Source organism: Methylobacterium sp. AC315 (assembly GCF_979253755.1).
Map to the genome: position 1 here is coordinate 41,170 of NZ_CEEDEA010000008.1, position 17,537 is coordinate 58,706.

Consider the following 17,537-nt stretch of genomic DNA (forward strand, 5'->3'; position numbering starts at 1 on the left):
CCACCGGCAACAGCGACTTCGCTGGGCAGCATCGCGGCGCGCGGGTCACCTCCAGGTTGGGCACCTTCGGCCCGCGCCATCATCGTCGTCATCGGCATCACCGCCGTCATCGGTACTGACGACGCTCCACTCCGGTGTCCGGCCGGGGGCGGATACGTCGAGCCGCCCCCCGGCGTCAGCCAAGGCTGACCTCCGTCCGCGCTGACCGCGAGGCTCGCTTTCCATGAAAGGCAGGCTCATGCTTGGCCTGGCGGCGTTGGCCGCCGTCGGCTTCGGCGTCGGGGTCGGGCGCTACCGGGCGGGTATCACGCCGGCGAGGCCGACGGCATCCACCCCCGCCGTTCCGGTCGTCACCGCAGCGGTCAGGCAGCAGGACGTGCCGATCATCCTCACCGGCATCGGCACGGTCCAGGCCCTGAACCGGGTCGTGATCCGTAGCCAGGTGACCGGCTACCTGGAGAGCGTCGCCTTCACCGAGGGCCAGAGCGTCAGGCGCGGCGACGTCCTCGCTCGGATCGATCCGCGCATCTACCAGGCCAAGCTCGACACCGCGCAGGCCCAGCTTGGGCGCGATCAGGCCTTGCTGACCAACCGGCAGGTCAACCTCCAGCGCAACGAGCCGCTGGAGCAACGCGGCTACGCGAGCGAACAGGCGGTCACCGGCGAGAAAGCGCAGATCGCCCAATCCGAGAACGCCGTGAAGGGCGATCAGGCAGCCGTCGCCTACGCCACGACCGAACTCGACTTCGCCACGCTCCGAGCCCCCTTCGACGGCGTCACCGGCCTCCGCCTGATCGACATCGGCAACGTCATCCAGCCCTCCGACCCGGGCGGCATCGTCGTGCTGACCCAGGTCCGGCCGATCAGCGTCGTCTTCACCCTGCCCACCGACGCGATTCCGCAGGTCCAGGCGGCCCTGGCCCGCGGCCCCGTGCCGACCACCGTCTCCAACCAGGCGGGCACCCGGACGCTGGACACCGGCGCCCTGCTGCTGATCGACAACGAGGCCCAGCCGAGATCCGGCACCGTCAAGCTCAAGGCCAACTTCCCCAATGGCGAGCGTCAGCTCTGGCCCGGCGCCTTCGTCAACGCCGAGGTCACGACGTCGGTGGTCAGGGACGCGCTGACGATCCCGACCGACGCCGTTCAGCGAAGCGACACGGGCGCCTTCGTCTTCGTCGTCGGATCCGACCACAAGGTGGCGATCCGCGCCGTGCAGGTGGCCCAGCGGGTGCGCGGCGTCGCGCTGATCTCGGAGGGCCTGAAGGTCGGAGAGACGGTGGTGGTCCAGGGTCAGTACAGCCTCGTGCCGGGCACGGAGGTGGTCGCGGCCAGCCCCGGCCAGGTGCCCAACACCACGACCGCCAGCGCCGGCATGCTGCCATGAACCTCTCGGCCGGCTTCATCACGCGCCCGATCGCCACCGGCCTGCTGATGCTGGCCGTCGTGGTGCTCGGCGCGATCAGCTATTCGCTGCTGCCGGTCGCAGCGCTCCCGAACATCGACTCGCCGACCTTTCAGGTGACGGCGCAGCTGCCCGGGGCCGACCCGAACACCATGGCCTCCTCGGTGGCGACCCAGCTCGAGCGCCAGTTCGGCCAGATCCCCGGGCTCACCCAGATGACGTCGAGCAGCGGCACCGGCTTCACGGCGATGACGCTGCAGTTCAGCCGCAGCCGGACCATCGACTCGGCCGCCACCGACGTGCAGTCCGCGATCAATGCGACCCAGGGCCTGCTGCCCGCGAGCCTGCTGTCGCAGCCAACCTATCGCAAGACCAACCCGGCCGACGCACCGATCTTGCTGATCGCGCTTACCTCGGACGTGCTGCCAATCATGACGGTGAGCGACTACGCCTACTCGATCCTGGCCCAGAAGCTCGCGCAGATGCCCGGGGTCGGCACCGTCGCGGTCGGAGGCTTGCAGCAGCCCGCCATCCGCATCCAGGTTAACCCGGCGATGCTGGCGGCCGAGGATCTCGACTTCGAGACCGTCCGCACGGCGCTGGCTAATCTCACCGTCCTGCAGCCCAAGGGCCAGCTCTACGGCGGGCAGCAGGCCGTGGCGCTCGAGACCAACGACCAGCTGATGACGCCCGCCCAGTTCGAGCAGGCGATCGTCGCCTATCGCGACGGCGCGCCGATCCTCGTGCGCAACATCGGCCGAGCGATCAAGGCGCCGCAGGACGTCACGCTCGGCGGCTGGAGTGGCCGGAAGCCGGCCGTGATCCTGGCGATCCAGCGCCAGCCCGGCGCCAACGTGGTCGCCACCGTCGACGACATCAAGCATGCACTGCCGCAACTCAAGGCCTCGCTTCCACCCAGTATCGACGTCGCCATCGTCTCGGACCGCACGGTGACGATTCAGGCGAGCATCAGCGACGTGCGCTTCACGCTGCTCCTGACCATCGCGCTGGTGGTCGGCGTGATCGCGCTGTTCCTGCGCAAGCTCTGGGCGACCGTGATCCCGGCGATCTCCGTGCCGATCTCGCTGATCGGCACCTTCGCGGTCATGTACGCGCTGGGCTACAGCCTCGACAACCTGTCGTTGATGGCGCTCTCGATCGCGATAGGCTTCGTGGTCGACGACGCCATCGTCATGGTCGAGAACATCGTCCGCCACATCGAGGCGGGCGCGCCGCCGCTGCAGGCGGCCGTCGACGGGGCGGGCGAGATCGGCTTCACGATCCTGTCGATCTCGATATCGCTCGTGGCAGTGTTCATCCCGTTGTTCCTGATGAGCGGCGTCGTCGGCCTGCTGTTCCGCGAGTTCGCCGTCACGGTGGCGGTCTCGATCCTCGTCTCGGTGGTGGTGTCGCTGACGCTGACGCCGATGCTTTGCGCCAAGCTTCTCCCGGCTACTCGTGACGGCGGTCCGGGAGCCGTGTCCGGGGTCCTTGAGCGATTCTTCACCTGGCTGAACGCGCAGTACGATGTCGGCCTGACAGCGGCCATACGGCATCGGCGGATCACGCTGGCGGTCATGCTGGCCACCGTCGCCGCCACCATCGCGCTGTTCGTCGTGATCCCGAAAGGCTTCTTCCCGCAGCAGGACACCGGCCTGATCCTGGGCATCAGCGAGGCGGCCCAGGACGTCTCGCCCGAGGGCATGAAGCAGCGCCAGCAGGCCGTGCTCGACATCGTCGGCCGCGACCCGGCCGTGGCCAACGTGGTCGGCTATATCGGTCCCGGCGGTCCGACCGTCACCGAGAACGACGGCCGCGTGTTCATCACGCTCAAGCCGGAGAGCGAGCGCGACGTCACCGCCGATCGGGTCATCGCGCGGCTGTCCGTGGCACTGCGCCAGGTCCAGGGCATGACGCTGTACATGCAGGCAGCCCAGGACATCACCATCGGGGCCCGGCTGTCGAAGACGCAGTATCAGTTCACCCTGACGGACGTCGACAGCGATGCGCTCAATCGCTTCGCCCCGAAGGTCCTGGCGGCCCTGCAAGGGCTGCCCGAACTCTCCGCGGTGACCAGCGACCAGCAATCGACCGGACGAACGCTCACCGCCCAGGTCGACCGGACCGCGGCCTCGCGCCTCGGGATCGACCCGGCGGCCGTCGACGCCACGCTCTACGACGCTTTCGGTCAGCGGCACATCGCGCGGATCTTCACGGCGCTGAACCAGTACTATGTCATCCTGGAGGTCGACCCGCGCTACCAGCTCGGACCGGACGCCCTCCAGCGGATCTACGTCCGCTCGCAGAGCGACACCTCGGTCCCGCTCAGCCAGATCGCCGGGCTCGTGCCCGGGGTGGCGCCGGTGGCGGTCAACCACCAGGGCCAGTTCCCCTCGGTGACCCTCAGCTTCAACCTTGCGCCGGGCGCCACGATCGGGGCGGCGGTCGCGGCCGTGCAGAAGGCGGTCGCGGACCTGCAGCCGCCCAAGTCCCTCGCCAGCGGCTTCCAGGGCAACGCCCAGGCTTTCCAGAGCTCGCTCGGCTCGACGCCGCCCCTGATCCTGGCGGCCCTGTTCGCGGTCTACGTGATCCTGGGCATGCTCTACGAGAGCACGATCCACCCGCTGACCATCCTGTCGACGCTGCCCTCGGCCGGGCTGGGGGCGCTCCTGACCCTGATGCTGGTGGGTCGGCCGCTCGACATGATCGGCATCATCGGGATCATCCTGCTGATCGGCATCGTCAAGAAGAATGGCATCATGCTGATCGACGTCGCCCTCGAAGGGCAGCGCGCGCGTGGTCTGACGGCCGAGCAGGCCGCCCACGAGGCCTGCCTGCTGCGGTTCCGGCCGATCCTGATGACGACGCTGTGCGCGCTGCTGGGCGGCGTTCCGCTGATGCTCGGCACCGGCACGGGCTCCGAGATCCGGCAGCCGCTTGGCTACGCCATCGTCGGCGGCCTGCTCGTATCCCAGGTGCTGACGCTGTTCACGACGCCGGTGGTCTACATCTACATGGACAAGCTCCCGGCCGCTTTCCGGAGGCGGAGACCTGCCTCGGTGCAGCCTCCCGAACTCGCCCAGCCGTCGCATGGTCCGGCCTGACGCTGCCGCTCGGCCGCCACCGACACATGGAGGAAACCGAGCGTGTCCCGCCGCCTATGGCAACTGCTTCCGCTCCTTGCCGTCTGCGCGACGGGAGCGAGCTTCCTGTTCCTAGGCGGCCGCGGCATCGCCCAGGTCCGACACCCGACCTCGCTTTCGGACGAGATCGCAGAGGTCGAGCGGCAGGTGGATGCCATCGAGGAGGAGGCGATCGCGGCGATCGCCTCGTTGCTGCCGGGCAGTCCCAAGCAACTGCCGGCGCTCGGCAAGGTCCTGTTCTTCGACAGGGCGCTCTCGGTGAACCGCAACGAGGCCTGCGCCTTCTGCCACATGCCGCAGACCGGCTTCCAGGGCGCGATCGAGAGCGTCAACCTGGGCGGGATCGCACAGCCCGGCTCGATCCGCACGCGGTTCAGCCTGCGCAAGCCGCCCAGCGCCGCTTACGCCGCCTTCTCGCCGCCGCTCTTCTACGCCGATAAGCCCGGTGAGGCGAAGTGCAATCACTGCTTCGTCGGCGGCAACTTCTGGGATCTGCGCGCGACCGGGCTGCGCCTGCGCAGCCCGACGGCCATGCAGGCGCAGGGCTCTCCGTTGAACCCGGCGGAGATGGCCCTTCGCGACCCGGCCTGCGTCGTCCGCCGGATCTCGGAACGACCCTACAGGGGGCTGTTCGAAGCGGTGTGGGGCCCAAGGGCCTTCACGATCGCATGGCCGACCGACGTCGATGCCACCTGCGACCGGCCGAACGACGCGCCCGGCTCGGCGATCGGGTCCGAGACCCCTGGGCCGAATAACACGCCGCTGATCGTGGACCTGCGCTCCGAGGACCGGGCGCGCGTGCAATCGACCTTCGACCAGATGGCGGAGGCCATCGCCGCCTACGAGGGATCACCCGAGGTCAGCGCGTTCTCGTCCAAGTTCGACGCCTTCCTCGCCGGGACTGCCCAACTCACCGAAGCCGAGCGTCGTGGCTACGCATTGTTCAACGGTCAGGCGAAGTGCATGAACTGCCACGTCGATCCGGAGGACGATCGCCATCCCCTCTTCACCGACAACACGACGGCCAATCTCGGCCTGCCCCGCAACCCCGATCTGTCCTTCTATCACGAGACCGGCTGGGACCCGTTCGGCTACGTGCCCAATCCACAGGGCGAAGCCTTCGTGGACAAAGGCGCAGGTGACTTCCTGCGCAGTCCGGAGACGGCGAACGAGGCCTGGAAGGCACTTGCGACGAAGTTCGACGGCCGGATGCGGGTCATGACGCTGCGGAACGTCGACAAGCGGCCGCGGCCCGACTTCGTGAAGGCGTACATGCACAACGGCTACTTTAAAAGCCTGAAGGCCGTTGTTCACTTCTACAACACGCGCGATGTCCTGCCTCGCTGCGAAGGGAAGGACCCGGGAGAGGGCGTGTCGTGCTGGCCGGCTCCGGAGAACCCGGAGAATCTCAGCGAGAACTGCTGCAATCTCGGCCTGACAGGAGCTCAGGAGGACGATCTTGTCGCCTTCCTCGGAACTCTGAGCGACGGGTACGCGCCACCTGTCCGGCAGCCACCGTCGTTCCCGTCGGCGCTACCCGGCGTCGGCAGGTAGTCACGGGACCGGTACCCTCGAGGCTGCCGGATGCCCGATGGACGTCTCGCCCGACTGACCACGCCATGCGTGCAGGCGTCCGTTCTCGATCGCTTCGCGCGTATGCCGATAGCCGAGTTCGGCGGCTTCTTCGTAGCTCGACCAATCCCGCAAATCGATGTCTGCCAGGGGCGGCTTGAGCACCGCCGTGGCGTGATCGAGCGCCATCGAGGACTGCGCCCTGCCAGACACCGTCGCCGCGCGCAGCAGGAGCGGGGCTAGTGCCGGCATCGCCTCCGGCACTCGAAGCCACCGGCGCATAAGGCGCCCATGCCAGCCGCGCCTCGGCACGCGGTGGAAGGCGAGGTCGCTCCCGACATCGACGGCAAGGACCGTCCCGCGTTCCATGTCCGCCATCACGTCGGCCGGCAGGTTGTTCATCATGCCGCCATCGACGAGGATTCCCTCATCCGCGCAGACGGGCGGCAGCAGCCCGGGGATGGCGACGCTGGCGCGCAGCGCATCCGTCAACCTGCCGCTGCGATGGACCATGATCTCGCCGGTTGTCAGGTTCGACGATACACAGAAGAACGGCAGCCAGAGATCCTCGATCGAAGTATTTCCGAAGTGGTCTTCCAGCCAAGCGTCGACCTTCGCCCCGCGGGTCAAGGCCACGTAGGGAAGCGTGTAGTCGTTCACCGGATTGCGACCGGCGAAGTCGCGCGTCGTCCAGTCGCGTACGCGGTCGAGGCCAGATCCGGTGGCGAAACTGGCCGCGACCACCGCTCCCATGCTCGTGCCGCCGACGAAGTCGACCGTGTATCCAGCCTCGTCCAGCGCTTGGAGCACCCCGACATGCGCCAAGCCCCGCGCGCCGCCGCCGCCCAGCACCAAGCCTCGCGCGGAACGGGTCGCAAGCCGCGCCAAGCGGCGGTGGTCGCCGGGATCGCCCTCCCGGATGTGGATGCGCATGGACACCGGCAGTCCACCGAAGGTCGGATGAACCGGCCGCGGCAGGGACGTCCCGGCGCTCTGCCGAACGACGAGATCCCGGCGGATCCAAGGGGAGGGAATATCGGAGAGGGCGGCGGCCACGCCCGGCAGCAGGGGCTCGCCGGGCTCCGCCAGGAGCAGCACATGGTCGGCTTGGTGGAGGATGAGCCGACTTTGCGGGCGATCCATCGCCGACCCGACGAGGACGGTGCGGGCATGCGCCGTCTCGAACCGGTGCAGCCAGCCCGGATCCGCCCCGTCCGGCCACTCCATGACGCATCCCGTGCCCCCCGGCAGGACGTCGTCGAAGGCTCTGGCCAATCCGTGCGCGAAGGCGGGCGGTGAAGGGCCCCGCGTCACAGCCAGCACGGCGAAGGTTCGCGGCGCGTAGGCGAAGAAGCGGCCCTCGTCCGCTGTCCGCAGCCGTCCGGCGAGAAGCTGGGTGAAGTAACGCAGCGTCTTGGGATGACGCTCGACGATATCCTCGAAGTCCCGCCGGACCAGTCGCAGCAGCTGGGTGTCGCGCAGGGCGGTCGCGGTCGCGGAACGCGGCCCGGGCGAGAGAAGCGCCATCTCGCCGAACGTGTCGGGAGGGCGAAGCCGCGCGATCCGCCGGACGGTGCCGGTGCGGGGATCGGTCGCCGAGATGCCGACACTACCGGTGACGATGGTGTAGAGCGCGTCGCCGTCCTGCCCTTGCTCGAACAACGGTCGCCCGCCAGGGACGACCAGGGAGGTCATCCGTAGGCGGATTGCGGCTGCCGCGTTCGCGTCCAGGCCTTCGAGGAATGGGATTTCTGGCGCGCTCATGCCGAGAGGTCGGTTCCGCAGCCCGTGACGGGGTTCCTGCTTGAGCGCATAGCCAGCCTGGGATGCCGTCGTGGAGCGCATGCCGCTCCGTCCCGACGTCCCGCGCCGCATCCCGAACCAGGCCGATCGCCGAAGGCCTCGATCGCGGCTATGCCGCGAGGCAACCCACGGATCGGGTACGGGGCGACGTGACGACTCGCAAACACCGGCCCGGCACGGGCGGATTGGTGAGCGTGGAAATCCGTACCGATCGTGCCGTTGGCCAGGATATACCTCGGTATAGTTGAACGGATCGCGTCGACGGGTGAAATCGGGGCTCGTGAATCGAGCTTCGACGAAACACATCGTTTCGGCGGGGGTTCAGGCCGGCTTTGGAGTCCGAGTTCACGCCGCAGCGGGAACCTCCTTTTCGTTTCCTGGTGCGCCCAGCGACAGGTGGAGGCCATCGGCGTTCCCGTTTGTCGAACCCGGCCAGAGCAGCCTGGCGGCAGGTGCATGTCGGGCACGGTCCCCACCTTTGCGGAGCCGCCCGTCCGGCCGTGCGACCTGACGATCACCGTAGGGGGGCGGGGCGATCCGGCGGACCCTCGGTCCACATACGCAATCCCCGCAGCATGGAGACTCAAGATGACCATAAGACTTCCCTCGCTCGCCGCGCTCGTTCTTCTGGGCCTGCCCGCGACGGCCCTGGCGCAGGCGGACCTGACTGGTGTTGGCGGCGGCCCGCTCTCGACGGTGACCGCCCCGAACACGACGGCTGCGGGCGTGACGAGGCCCCCGAGCCGCGATGCGAGCCCGACGTGGCGGCACAATCCGGATCGGCGCTCGCGCGAGGAGTTGGAGGATGAGCGCATCGAGAGTGGGATCTGCATCGGCTGCGGGCCGCGGTAGCGGTGTGGGGACGACGGCCGCGCCTTGCCGTCGCATGTCCGCGATCGCTGGGCGGGCGCTGGTCATGCCGTCGGCCTACCGCCTCCACATGACCGACAGCCCCATGAGGGCGGCGACGACGGATGCCGCCGCGATGAGGGCGCTGGCTAGGCCAAGTGCGCCGATGGCGAACGCGCCGCAGGTCACGCCTACGATGAAGGCCAACCAGGAGGCGGTCTCGGCCGCAGCCTCGGCCAAGCGTGCGCGGCCGAGGCAGGCACGGGCCAGGGCATTGCCCACGCCAAACAGGGCGCCCGTCACGAAGCTCCTGCCGATCGCCTCCCCGGCGACGGACGTGCGAATGGCGTTCTGCATGCCCATCGCAAGGGGCGCGAACAGCAGCGCCGCCTCGGCGCTCCAAGGACCGAGAAGCATCCACGCCCCGACGAAGCACAGAAGTTCGCCGGCCAGCACAATCGGAAGCCTGACCATTGCCTCGACGGCAACGCCTAGCGATCCCAGGAACGCCCCCAGCACGAACGTGGCGATCACCGCGCCAGCCCAGCCTATCGCGTGCGCGTCGCCGCGGACGAGTGCCATGCCGAACTGTGTGCTGTTGCCGCTCATGAACGACAGGTACAGGTGACCCGTGGCAGCATAGCCGACGGCGTCGACGAAGCCGGCGAGCGCTGTCATGAGGGAGGCCCGGCTCAGGTCCTCCCACTCGACTTGCTGGCCCGGGTTAGGGCCACTCGTGGGCCGCATGATCGTCTCCAAGCCGCCGGAGGCGAGCACAAGCCTCGAGCGCGAGTCCGGGCCTGGACTGCTGATTCATGTCTGCGAGATCGTGCATCCGTTCCTGGCCCCGGAACAAACATCGCATGCCAATGGCTGGGATATAGAATTTTTTGCCTCCCTGATACTTCTCGGCGAGCCAATCTTGTCTATTTCGCGCCAGAAATTGAGGCGGGTGCCCTGCCAAAACGCCAGGTTGGAAATGCTTCCAGGCGGCAATTGTCGACTATCGCGGCCGGCAACGACCTGACGACTTTGCCGCCGCATCCCGCTAACTCCGGCCGTCCCACATCAGCCCGGGCGTCTCGCCCGATCGTCGTTCCTCACCTGCACGGCGAGACGATGGTGGCACCACGTATCCTGTTTCCGCTGGTTACGTGCGGTGAGATCACGAAGCCGGCCTGTTCATGTCGAACGCGGACCCCGCATCGGTCTTCAGTCATCCTCGACGACACGATCGACAGAAGAGATCGCTTTTTCAGAGGCGGAAGAGCGGCAATGCTCCGGGCCGACAGCCGGCAACAGGTGCTCGATCCGCGATCGATCGCCATACTATACGAAGGTTTCCTTCGCCGAATCCAAATCTTATGGCAACTCACTCGGGCTCGAGCGCGTCGGGAGCCTCTACGAACAATGAACGGAAGCTCGCCCAACCTGCCGTCCGACATCGGAATCGGCCTGAGCTTCGCCGACGTCCCATCCAGGCTCCCGTACGGGATTCAATCGAGCCCTTTGCATGGCGCCGTCTCGAGGGTCGTGTCCCGCCTGAGAATTCCCGACATGCAGGACCTCGACGTGCAGAGCCCGGGCGACCCCGCCGGCGCGGGGCCGATGGCGTCGACCCGGCTGACGCCGGTGGTCGAGGTTCCCGGGGCGAGGATCGTTTGACCGTCGCGGGGCGGTCCCTGCCTTTCGCGATCGAGGCGGAACCGGGAGGTGGGAGGCAACGCATGACGAACAACGAAACGATGCCCGTCATTGATGCCGCGGCGCACCAGGCCGTGCCCAAGGTGTCCGGCCAGGACGCGGTCTGCTGTTCGCGGATCAGGCTTGCTGCCCACCGCCCGGTCGCCCGGCGCGGGGGCCGTCCTGCCAGAACCGAGGATCTTTCGGGGTGGTCGTCGCGAATGCCCGATACGGGGGGCGCGTGCCGCAGCCGAGATGATCCGGCAAACGAGCGGCGCCCCATCGCGGGACCGCTCCTGCCGGTCGCGGCTGGCATTCAAGCCGTGCGCGGTCGATGGTGCGGCCTTCTCGTCTTCGGCATGCTGGCGGCCCATCCCGGTCCCGCGAACTCGCAGGCATCCTCCTGGGCAACCTCCTGCCAACCTCCGCTCAAGCTTGCCGCCGGCGCATGCGTCCGTTCCTGCCCGGCCGGCTACACCGACACCGGGCCGACATGCGTGTTCCAGGACATGTCTCACTGACGGCGAGGCGACAGCGGTGCCGCCGACCTGACCGATACCCCCCAATCCAAGAAGCTTCGTCGATCCACGGGGCGGCTGGTCCCCGATCTGGCCTCGGGCATAACCGGTTTGCCAGCGGGGGCGACGTCCCGCTCCACACTGCTTTGGCCCCCTGGATCCGGATGACGCGAGCCACGCGAGCGGCTCGGCGCGTCGCGGCGAAGGCTCTGCCATTCGGTTTGGAAGATGGGCGTGCCTTCATCCGCGCCGAAGGCTTGGCCTGACGCGCGTTGCCGCGGGCTGTCGCCGCGGGCTGCATGGGATGGAGAGGTGACGGCCCCGCCTTTGATCCGCGACCGCGTCGTGGCCGCTCAGCCAAGGATGTACGGCGTCGGCGTTCGCCGCAGGACATCCAAGCTGACTCTACCATGACCCGCATGCGCAGGCCCCGGGAAGATGGCTTGGCAAGTCTGCTGGGTCAGGGCAATCCCCGGCTCGGAATGTGCCATCGGGCGCGGCAAAGCAACGCTCAAGGCGGGGCGAGCACTCCCGCCAGTCGGTATTCGAGCGGGCGCCATTTGCCCGACATGCGCGCACCTGAATCGAGTTCGACGGTTTGCCCTGGCCTGATCCTTGGGGACGGGTGTGCGAGTACGGCGCTCCTCGGCCGGATTTACGGGATGAAACTTCCCGCGAATGGAGGCCGTCGCGCGGCACAAGTCGACGGCTGATATCGGCATCAGGCGATTCCGAGCATCGCGGATGTCCGGGCCGGGAAGGGGCTGGCTCCCCCCTTGGGCGATCGGATTTGCCGTGGCGGGAGCCGACCAAGCTGCCTACACGGCGCTCCGTCGCTTCAAATGCTTCCGTCCCTTTGTCTTCGCAACCGGCTGTGCCGGCCGTACAGGATCAACCGCAGGCGTGCCTCCCGAAGCACCCATTTCGCGCTCCTGCCCAGCGAGTGGTCCGCCCGCCTGTGGCCCGGAGTGGTTGTAGGGCGAATTGCCCTGGGCGAGGACCGGTCCCGCCAACATCGCCAGGGCCAGAGCGGCCGGAAAAACGCTTTTCATGCGAGTCTAGCTCCTGCAAATTTGGTCAACGGAACCGAGTATATGCCGGATCGAATGCAGTGTGCAGCAAGTACTAAAATCAAGATCCGTACGATTAACTATCGAACGTCTTTCTATCTTGATCCATTATACCAAGGTATGGTGGTTGATGGCCGGCTCGTTGCGAGTCCTGCGGCCCCTCTATCTCGTTTAGATTGGGGGTTAAATCACAAATTTTCGAGTTGTGTCGCGTCAGGCGAAGTTGAAGCCGGCGGGCGACGATATCGGCAACGAGCAAGCCAGGACGCATTGGACGTCGGGAGCATCACCGACGATACCACGTGAGCCCGATGCCCGGGTCAGCGACGCGGGCAACTGGCCTGTTCGCCTTATCGCCAAAGGTTGGTCTTCGCGAGATCGATGATCTCGGTTCCGCGTCCGTCGATGACCGCTTTGGCGAGCCACAGTCCGAAACCCATGGCCTGCTCTACGCCGATCTTCGGCGGCATAGCCAGTTCCTGGCGAGCCGAGACCACGTCGAGCAGGGCCGGCCCGTCGTGGGCCAGCAGCGCCTGCATCGCGTCCGGTAGATCGGCCGGATCCTCGACACGGCAGGCGAAGATGCCCGCTCCGCGGGCCATGGCGGCGAAATCGGGGTTTACGAGTGTCACGTCATTATCGAGGAAGCCCGCGGCCTTCATCTCCATCTCGACGAAGCCGAGCGTGCCGTTGTTGAGCACCACGACCTTCACCGGCAGCTTGTGCTGGTTGAGGGTCAGCAAGTCTCCCATCAGCATGGCGAAGCCGCCATCGCCGGAGAACGAGATGACCTGCCGTCCGGGATAGGCCGCCTGCGCGCCGATCGCCTGCGGCAGGGCGTTGGCCATGGAGCCGTGGTTGAGCGAGCCGATCAGCCGGCGCTTGCCGTTCATCGCGAGGTAGCGCGCCGCCCAGATCGTTGGCGTGCCGACATCGAAGGTGAACACCGCGTCCTCGGAGGCCGCCTCGCTCAGGGTCCGGGCGACATATTGCGGGTGGATCTTGCCGCCGGGCTTGCCCACCGCCAGGGCGTCGAGCCCGGCGCGGGCCTTGCGGTAATGGGTGAGGCTGTCGTCGAGATGCGCCCGGTCGGTCTTCGCCTGCAGCTTCGGCAGCAGCGCCGTGATGGTCGCGCCGACGTCGCCGATCAGGCCGAGGTCGATCCGGCAGTGGCGCCCAAGGCTCTCGGCCCGCAGGTCAATTTGAGCGACCGTGGCGTCTTCAGGGTAGAACTGGCGGTAGGGGAAGCCGGTGCCGAGCAGTAGCAGGGTGTCGCAATTCAGCATCGCCCGGTAGCCCGAGGGGAAACCGATCAAGCCGGTCATGCCGACGTCGTACGGGTTGTCCCACTCGACGTGCTCCTTGCCGCCGAGCGCATGGACCACCGGGGCCTTCAGCGCCTCGGCGAGTTGCAGCAACTCCGCATGGGCGCCGGCGCAGCCGCGGCCGCAGAACAGGGTCACGCGCCCGGCTCCATTGAGCATCTCGGCGAGCGCGTCGAGGTCGGCGTCGCGCGGCCGGACCACGGCAGGTGGCGGCACCAGGGCGGCGGAAAGTGCGGGCGCCCCACCCGGCATTGCCATGAGCCCGACATCGCCGGGGATCACCACCACGGCTACCCCGCGCTCGGCGATGGCGACGCGGATCGCGGTCTCGATCACGCCTGGTAGCTGGGCCGGCGAGGAGACCAGCTCGCAGTAGTGGCTGCATTCCTGGAACAGGTTCTGGGGGTGGGTCTCCTGAAAATAGCCCCGGCCGATCTCGGCCGACGGGATCTGCGCTGCGATGGCCAGCACGGGCACGCGGGAGCGGTGCGCGTCGAACAGGCCGTTGATGAGGTGCAGGTTGCCGGGCCCGCAGGAGCCGGCGCAGACCGCGAGCTCGCCGGTTAGGTGCGCCTCGGCGCCGGCCGCGAAGGCGGCGCTCTCCTCGTGACGGGTGTGGATCCAGGCGATCGAGCCGTCCTGCCGCAGGGACTCGGTCAGGCCGTTTAGGCTGTCGCCGACCACCCCGTAGATGCGCTTCACGCCGGCCTGCGCCAGGGCCCGGACGAACAGATCGGCGACCTTCATGCTCATGGACGGCCTCTTGGGATGATACAACGTCTTCGGGAGAATGGGCTCGGCCGCTTCACGCTTCGGCCGAGCCGCGATCGGTCATCGTCTGCGGGGCAGGGATCCGGTCGGGGCGATCCGCCCCGCCGTCCCCGTCCGGGTACGCGGTCGCCGTTGCGGGGCGAACGCGCAACGGTCGGGTCCTCGAGCAATCGCAACCGATGGCCTCGGGGCGGATCAGCCCTTCACGAAATCGAGCAGGGCGGCGTTGAGGACGTCGGCATGCACGGTCAGCATGCCGTGCGGGTAGCCGGGAAAGGTCTTTAGGGTGCCATTCCTCAAAAGCTTGATCGACTTCAGCGACGCGTCCGCGATCGGCACGATTTGATCGTCCTCGCCGTGCAGCACTAACGTCGGCACGGTGATCGCCTTGAGGTCCTCGGCCTGATCGGTCTCCGAGAAGGCCTTGATGCCCTCGTAATGCGCTTTGGCGCTGCCCATCATCCCCTGTCGCCACCAATTCTGGATCACGCCGGGAATGGCTTTAGCGCCGTCGCGGTTGAAGCCGTAGAACGGGCCGCCCGCTACATCGAGGTAGAACTGGGCGCGATTGGCGGCGAGCGCGTCACGGAATCCGTCGAAGACCGCGAGCGGCAAGCCTTCTGGGTTGGCGTCGGTCCTGAGCATCAGCGGCGGCACGGCGCTGACCAGTACCGCGAGGGCGACGCGCCCCTGCGGCTGGCCGAACTTGGCGACGTAGCGGGCGACCTCGCCGCCGCCCGTGGAGTGGCCGATATGGACGGCGTCCCTGAGATCGAGATGCTCCACGACGGCGGCGGCGTCAGCCGCGTAGTGGTCCATGTCGTGCCCTTCCGAGACCTGCGCGGACCGACCGTGACCGCGACGATCATGGGCCACGACACGGTAGCCGTTCTGGATGAAGAACAGCATTTGCGCATCCCAATCGTCCGACGAGAGTGGCCAGCCATGGTGGAACACGATGGGCCGGGCGTCCTTTGAACCCCAGTCCTTGTAGTAGATTTCCGTGCCGTCCCTGGTCGTAACGGTGGCCATGCCGATCTCCATGCGCGATCCGGCCGTGCGTGCGCCATCTCACCGGACGTTTGACCACGGGGTTACGGCATACCAGCCCCGTTCGCTTGAACGAAAGCCTCGCGATTTCGCAATTGCTGCGGATATCGCATCGGTCGGCCGGCGCCGCGGGGCGGTGACGCCGAGCGGGTTGGTCATCGGGACCGGAGCGCTCGGCGGCCGGACCCAAAGTTCTGCGGGACGCATGTGCATGGGGCCGGGCGGTGGCGCTTGGCACGGTTGTCCCGGACGCACCGGCCGTCGAAGGAGGCCTGCGGTTTCCAGGCTTGGCGGCGTTCAGGCCGGCCTGCGGATCTGCTCTGGACGTTCCAAGGGTGGCGGAACGCCGTCAAGGGCGTGGACCGTCGCGCCGAGCACCGTTCCGGCGGGGTGGGGCGGGTCGGGCCGGAGGCCGGCCCGGGGCCGTTCGGCTCACCTTCCCGTGGGCTGCCCGTGGGCTCAACGCGAACATGGGGGCGGCCCGAGCACGGCGGCCAAGGTGCGCTCGAAGTGCTCCGCCTCGAACGGTTTCGCGCAATACGCCAGGGCTCCGAGCGCGAGCGCCCGCTGGTGCGACGCCTCGTTCGGGTAGGCGGTCATCAGCATGACCGGTAGGCCCGGCCGCCGCTTGGCCAGGATCCGGAGGAGTTCGAGGCCGTTCAGGCCCGGCATCTGCACGTCCGTCACGACGAGCGCGATCTCGACCTCGTCGAGCTCGGCGAGCAGCGGCTCCGCCCCGTCGAACATGATGGCCTCGTATCCGAGCGCGCGCGTGAGGCGGTGGAGGGCGGAGCGGATCGATGGGTCGTCGTCGACGATGGCGACGACGGGTCCGCGCGTGACGCGTTCAGTCATGGGCGAGCGGCAGCGTGAAGTGGAAGGCCGCGCCACCGCCGGGAGCGGCGTCGACCCAGATCTCCCCCCCGTGTGCATCGATCAGGTTCCGGCAGATGGCCAGTCCCATCCCCATCCCGCCAACCTTGGTCGAGTGGAAGGGTTCGAAAATGCGCGCGCGTCGTTCGGGCTCGATCCCCGGGCCCGTGTCGACCACGTCGACCGCGACGGCCGTGGTGGCCCGGCGGATCGCGATCGTGATGTCCTTCGGGCCCCGCGATTCCGCCATGGCCTGGGCCGCATTGACCAGCAGGTTGACGAAAATCTGCTGCACCTGGATCAGATCCGCCGGCACGGGCGGTATCCCATCCTCGGCGGCGAGGTGGATCGTGGCGCCGTGGCTGCGGATCTCGCGCTCCACCAGGATGTTGGCGTCCCGCGAGGCTTGGACGAGATCGATCGGGGCGATGGTTCGCGGCGCGTTGCTGAGGTACGACCGGGTCCGGGCGACGACGTCGCGGGCACGGGTCGCCTCGGCGACCACGTCATCGAGCGCTAACGAGGCCTCGGCCACGTCCGGCTCGGGACGCCTGAGCCAGCGCAGGGCCGCCTGGGCGTTGGCGAGTATCGCGGCCAGAGGCGAGTTGACCTCGTGAGCGATGGAGGCGCTGAGCGCCCCGACCGTGGTGATCCGCGAGGTTCGAGCGAGTTCCGTGTCGGCTGCCGCGAGATGGGCCTGGGTCCGCTTGAAGGCGGTGACGTCGAGGGAGGTAACGATCACGTCGGAGAAGCCCGCGCGATCCTGCGGCAGCGTCGCGGTGAACAGCGTATCGCGTTCACGCCCATCGGCGCCCATGATGTGGGCTTCCGAGCGGAAGTAGCGGTCCCCCCGCGCGAACGCGACGAGCCATTGCACGAAAGTCTGGTCGGTGTCGGGCAGCAGCCGGTCAAGGGAGCCGAGATAGGCGTCCTTGCCGGGCGCACCGGTCTCCTCGAGGGTGAAGGCGTTCACATCCGTGATGAGGACCTTGGCGCGCAGTGCACGGAGTTCATCGGGACAATTGGCGAAGTGGCGTTCGATGTCGTCGATGCCGGCCCGCCGCAGGGCGATGATGACCTCGGTCACGGCCGTCCAGTCCTCGCGCCAGATCGAGATGCCGGATCGCTCGTAGATCGCGTCGAAGCTGTCCCGCGCCCGTCGGTTTTCCCGCCGGAGCGCTACGAGTTGGCGGACGGCCGCGACCGCCGCGAGTGCCGCGAGGCCGACGCCGAGGGCCGGGATGGCGCCGCCGCCGGAGGCCATCGCCGATCCCGCCAGGAAGGCCGTGGCGCACGGGACGCCGACCCACAGGCCGGCCGGGGCGAAATCCTCGTTCGGGATCGCGGACGCCCGGGGCGGGATGGCCTGCATCCAGGCTGGCAGGTCGTCCGCCCCGGCGTCCGGGGGCACCGTCTGGACCAAACCCGGCCAGCGAGAGAAAACCTGCCGCATTACACTGATCCAAAACGGTCCG

13 protein-coding genes are annotated in these 17,537 nt (G+C 68.0%); 7 read left to right on the forward strand and 6 right to left on the reverse strand.

The genetic code is table 11. The features are described from left to right. Positions 1 to 223: 223 nt before the first annotated feature. The 3 genes from AC0IY0_RS15290 to AC0IY0_RS15300 are packed head-to-tail and all read left to right on the forward strand — an operon-like array spanning position 224 to position 6,102. Positions 224 to 1,387 (forward strand): efflux RND transporter periplasmic adaptor subunit, encoded by a 1,164-nt coding sequence (locus tag AC0IY0_RS15290; protein WP_471764404.1) that lies wholly within the window; start codon positions 224 to 226, stop codon positions 1,385 to 1,387. Continuing rightward, entirely contained in the window at positions 1,384 to 4,509 is a 3,126-nt protein-coding gene (locus AC0IY0_RS15295; RefSeq protein WP_471764407.1) for an efflux RND transporter permease subunit, read from the forward strand. Before AC0IY0_RS15290 ends, AC0IY0_RS15295 begins: the two co-directional genes overlap by 4 nt. Positions 4,510 to 4,551: 42 nt before the next feature. Then, positions 4,552 to 6,102, forward strand: coding sequence for a cytochrome-c peroxidase (locus AC0IY0_RS15300; RefSeq protein ID WP_471764410.1), 1,551 nt, complete (start codon positions 4,552 to 4,554; stop codon positions 6,100 to 6,102). Here the strand turns inward: AC0IY0_RS15300 and AC0IY0_RS15305 are convergent, their stop codons facing one another. Continuing rightward, positions 6,103 to 7,884, reverse strand: coding sequence for a patatin-like phospholipase family protein (locus AC0IY0_RS15305; protein WP_471764413.1), 1,782 nt, complete (start codon positions 7,882 to 7,884; stop codon positions 6,103 to 6,105). It abuts the gene before it with no gap. 627 nt (positions 7,885 to 8,511) lie between these two features. On the opposite strand from AC0IY0_RS15305, the gene AC0IY0_RS15310 reads away from it, so the two are divergent. Next, complete coding sequence (locus tag AC0IY0_RS15310; RefSeq protein WP_471764416.1) at positions 8,512 to 8,775, forward strand: hypothetical protein; 264 nt, start codon at positions 8,512 to 8,514, stop codon at positions 8,773 to 8,775. A 75-nt stretch (positions 8,776 to 8,850) separates the two neighbouring features. Here the strand turns inward: AC0IY0_RS15310 and AC0IY0_RS15315 are convergent, their stop codons facing one another. Further along, a complete protein-coding gene (locus AC0IY0_RS15315) occupies positions 8,851 to 9,450 on the reverse strand; it encodes a YoaK family protein (protein ID WP_471764418.1) in 600 nt (199 codons plus the stop codon). 67 nt (positions 9,451 to 9,517) lie between these two features. On the opposite strand from AC0IY0_RS15315, the gene AC0IY0_RS15320 reads away from it, so the two are divergent. The 3 genes from AC0IY0_RS15320 to AC0IY0_RS15330 all read left to right on the forward strand — a co-directional run bounded on the left by AC0IY0_RS15320 (position 9,518) and on the right by AC0IY0_RS15330 (position 10,976). After that, complete coding sequence (locus tag AC0IY0_RS15320; RefSeq protein ID WP_471764421.1) at positions 9,518 to 9,799, forward strand: hypothetical protein; 282 nt, start codon at positions 9,518 to 9,520, stop codon at positions 9,797 to 9,799. A gap of 506 nt (positions 9,800 to 10,305) precedes the next feature. Further along, complete coding sequence (locus tag AC0IY0_RS15325) at positions 10,306 to 10,437, forward strand: hypothetical protein (protein WP_471764424.1); 132 nt, start codon at positions 10,306 to 10,308, stop codon at positions 10,435 to 10,437. Between the two features lie 62 nt (positions 10,438 to 10,499). Further along, positions 10,500 to 10,976 (forward strand): hypothetical protein, encoded by a 477-nt coding sequence (locus tag AC0IY0_RS15330; RefSeq protein WP_471764426.1) that lies wholly within the window; start codon positions 10,500 to 10,502, stop codon positions 10,974 to 10,976. Positions 10,977 to 12,393: 1,417 nt separating this feature from the next. Here AC0IY0_RS15330 and poxB read toward each other — a convergent pair. The 4 genes from poxB to AC0IY0_RS15350 form a co-directional block, all read right to left on the reverse strand. Next, entirely contained in the window at positions 12,394 to 14,121 is a 1,728-nt protein-coding gene (poxB, locus tag AC0IY0_RS15335) for a ubiquinone-dependent pyruvate dehydrogenase (RefSeq protein ID WP_471764428.1), read from the reverse strand. A gap of 213 nt (positions 14,122 to 14,334) precedes the next feature. Next, positions 14,335 to 15,171, reverse strand: a complete 837-nt coding sequence (locus AC0IY0_RS15340) for an alpha/beta fold hydrolase (RefSeq protein WP_471764613.1) — start codon at positions 15,169 to 15,171, stop codon at positions 14,335 to 14,337. Between the two features lie 477 nt (positions 15,172 to 15,648). Continuing rightward, positions 15,649 to 16,044, reverse strand: coding sequence for a response regulator (locus AC0IY0_RS15345; protein WP_471764430.1), 396 nt, complete (start codon positions 16,042 to 16,044; stop codon positions 15,649 to 15,651). Continuing rightward, positions 16,037 to 17,515, reverse strand: a complete 1,479-nt coding sequence (locus AC0IY0_RS15350; RefSeq protein ID WP_471764432.1) for a sensor histidine kinase — start codon at positions 17,513 to 17,515, stop codon at positions 16,037 to 16,039. Before AC0IY0_RS15350 ends, AC0IY0_RS15345 begins: the two co-directional genes overlap by 8 nt. Positions 17,516 to 17,537: the final 22 nt, after the last annotated feature.

Bases quoted from the DNA above. Each gene is read 5' to 3' on its own strand.
- AC0IY0_RS15290 (WP_471764404.1), top strand. From the start codon at position 224: ATGAAAGGCAGGCTCATGCTTGGCCTGGCGGCGTTGGCCGCCGTCGGC.
- AC0IY0_RS15295 (WP_471764407.1), top strand. From the start codon at position 1,384: ATGAACCTCTCGGCCGGCTTCATCACGCGCCCGATCGCCACCGGCCTG.
- poxB (WP_471764428.1), bottom strand. From the start codon at position 14,121: ATGAGCATGAAGGTCGCCGATCTGTTCGTCCGGGCCCTGGCGCAGGCC.
- AC0IY0_RS15340 (WP_471764613.1), bottom strand. From the start codon at position 15,171: ATGGCCACCGTTACGACCAGGGACGGCACGGAAATCTACTACAAGGAC.
- AC0IY0_RS15345 (WP_471764430.1), bottom strand. From the start codon at position 16,044: ATGACTGAACGCGTCACGCGCGGACCCGTCGTCGCCATCGTCGACGAC.
- AC0IY0_RS15305 (WP_471764413.1), bottom strand. From the start codon at position 7,884: ATGAGCGCGCCAGAAATCCCATTCCTCGAAGGCCTGGACGCGAACGCG.
- AC0IY0_RS15350 (WP_471764432.1), bottom strand. From the start codon at position 17,515: ATGCGGCAGGTTTTCTCTCGCTGGCCGGGTTTGGTCCAGACGGTGCCC.
- AC0IY0_RS15315 (WP_471764418.1), bottom strand. From the start codon at position 9,450: ATGACAGCGCTCGCCGGCTTCGTCGACGCCGTCGGCTATGCTGCCACG.
- AC0IY0_RS15320 (WP_471764421.1), top strand. From the start codon at position 9,518: ATGATCGTCTCCAAGCCGCCGGAGGCGAGCACAAGCCTCGAGCGCGAG.
- AC0IY0_RS15330 (WP_471764426.1), top strand. From the start codon at position 10,500: ATGACGAACAACGAAACGATGCCCGTCATTGATGCCGCGGCGCACCAG.
- AC0IY0_RS15310 (WP_471764416.1), top strand. From the start codon at position 8,512: ATGACCATAAGACTTCCCTCGCTCGCCGCGCTCGTTCTTCTGGGCCTG.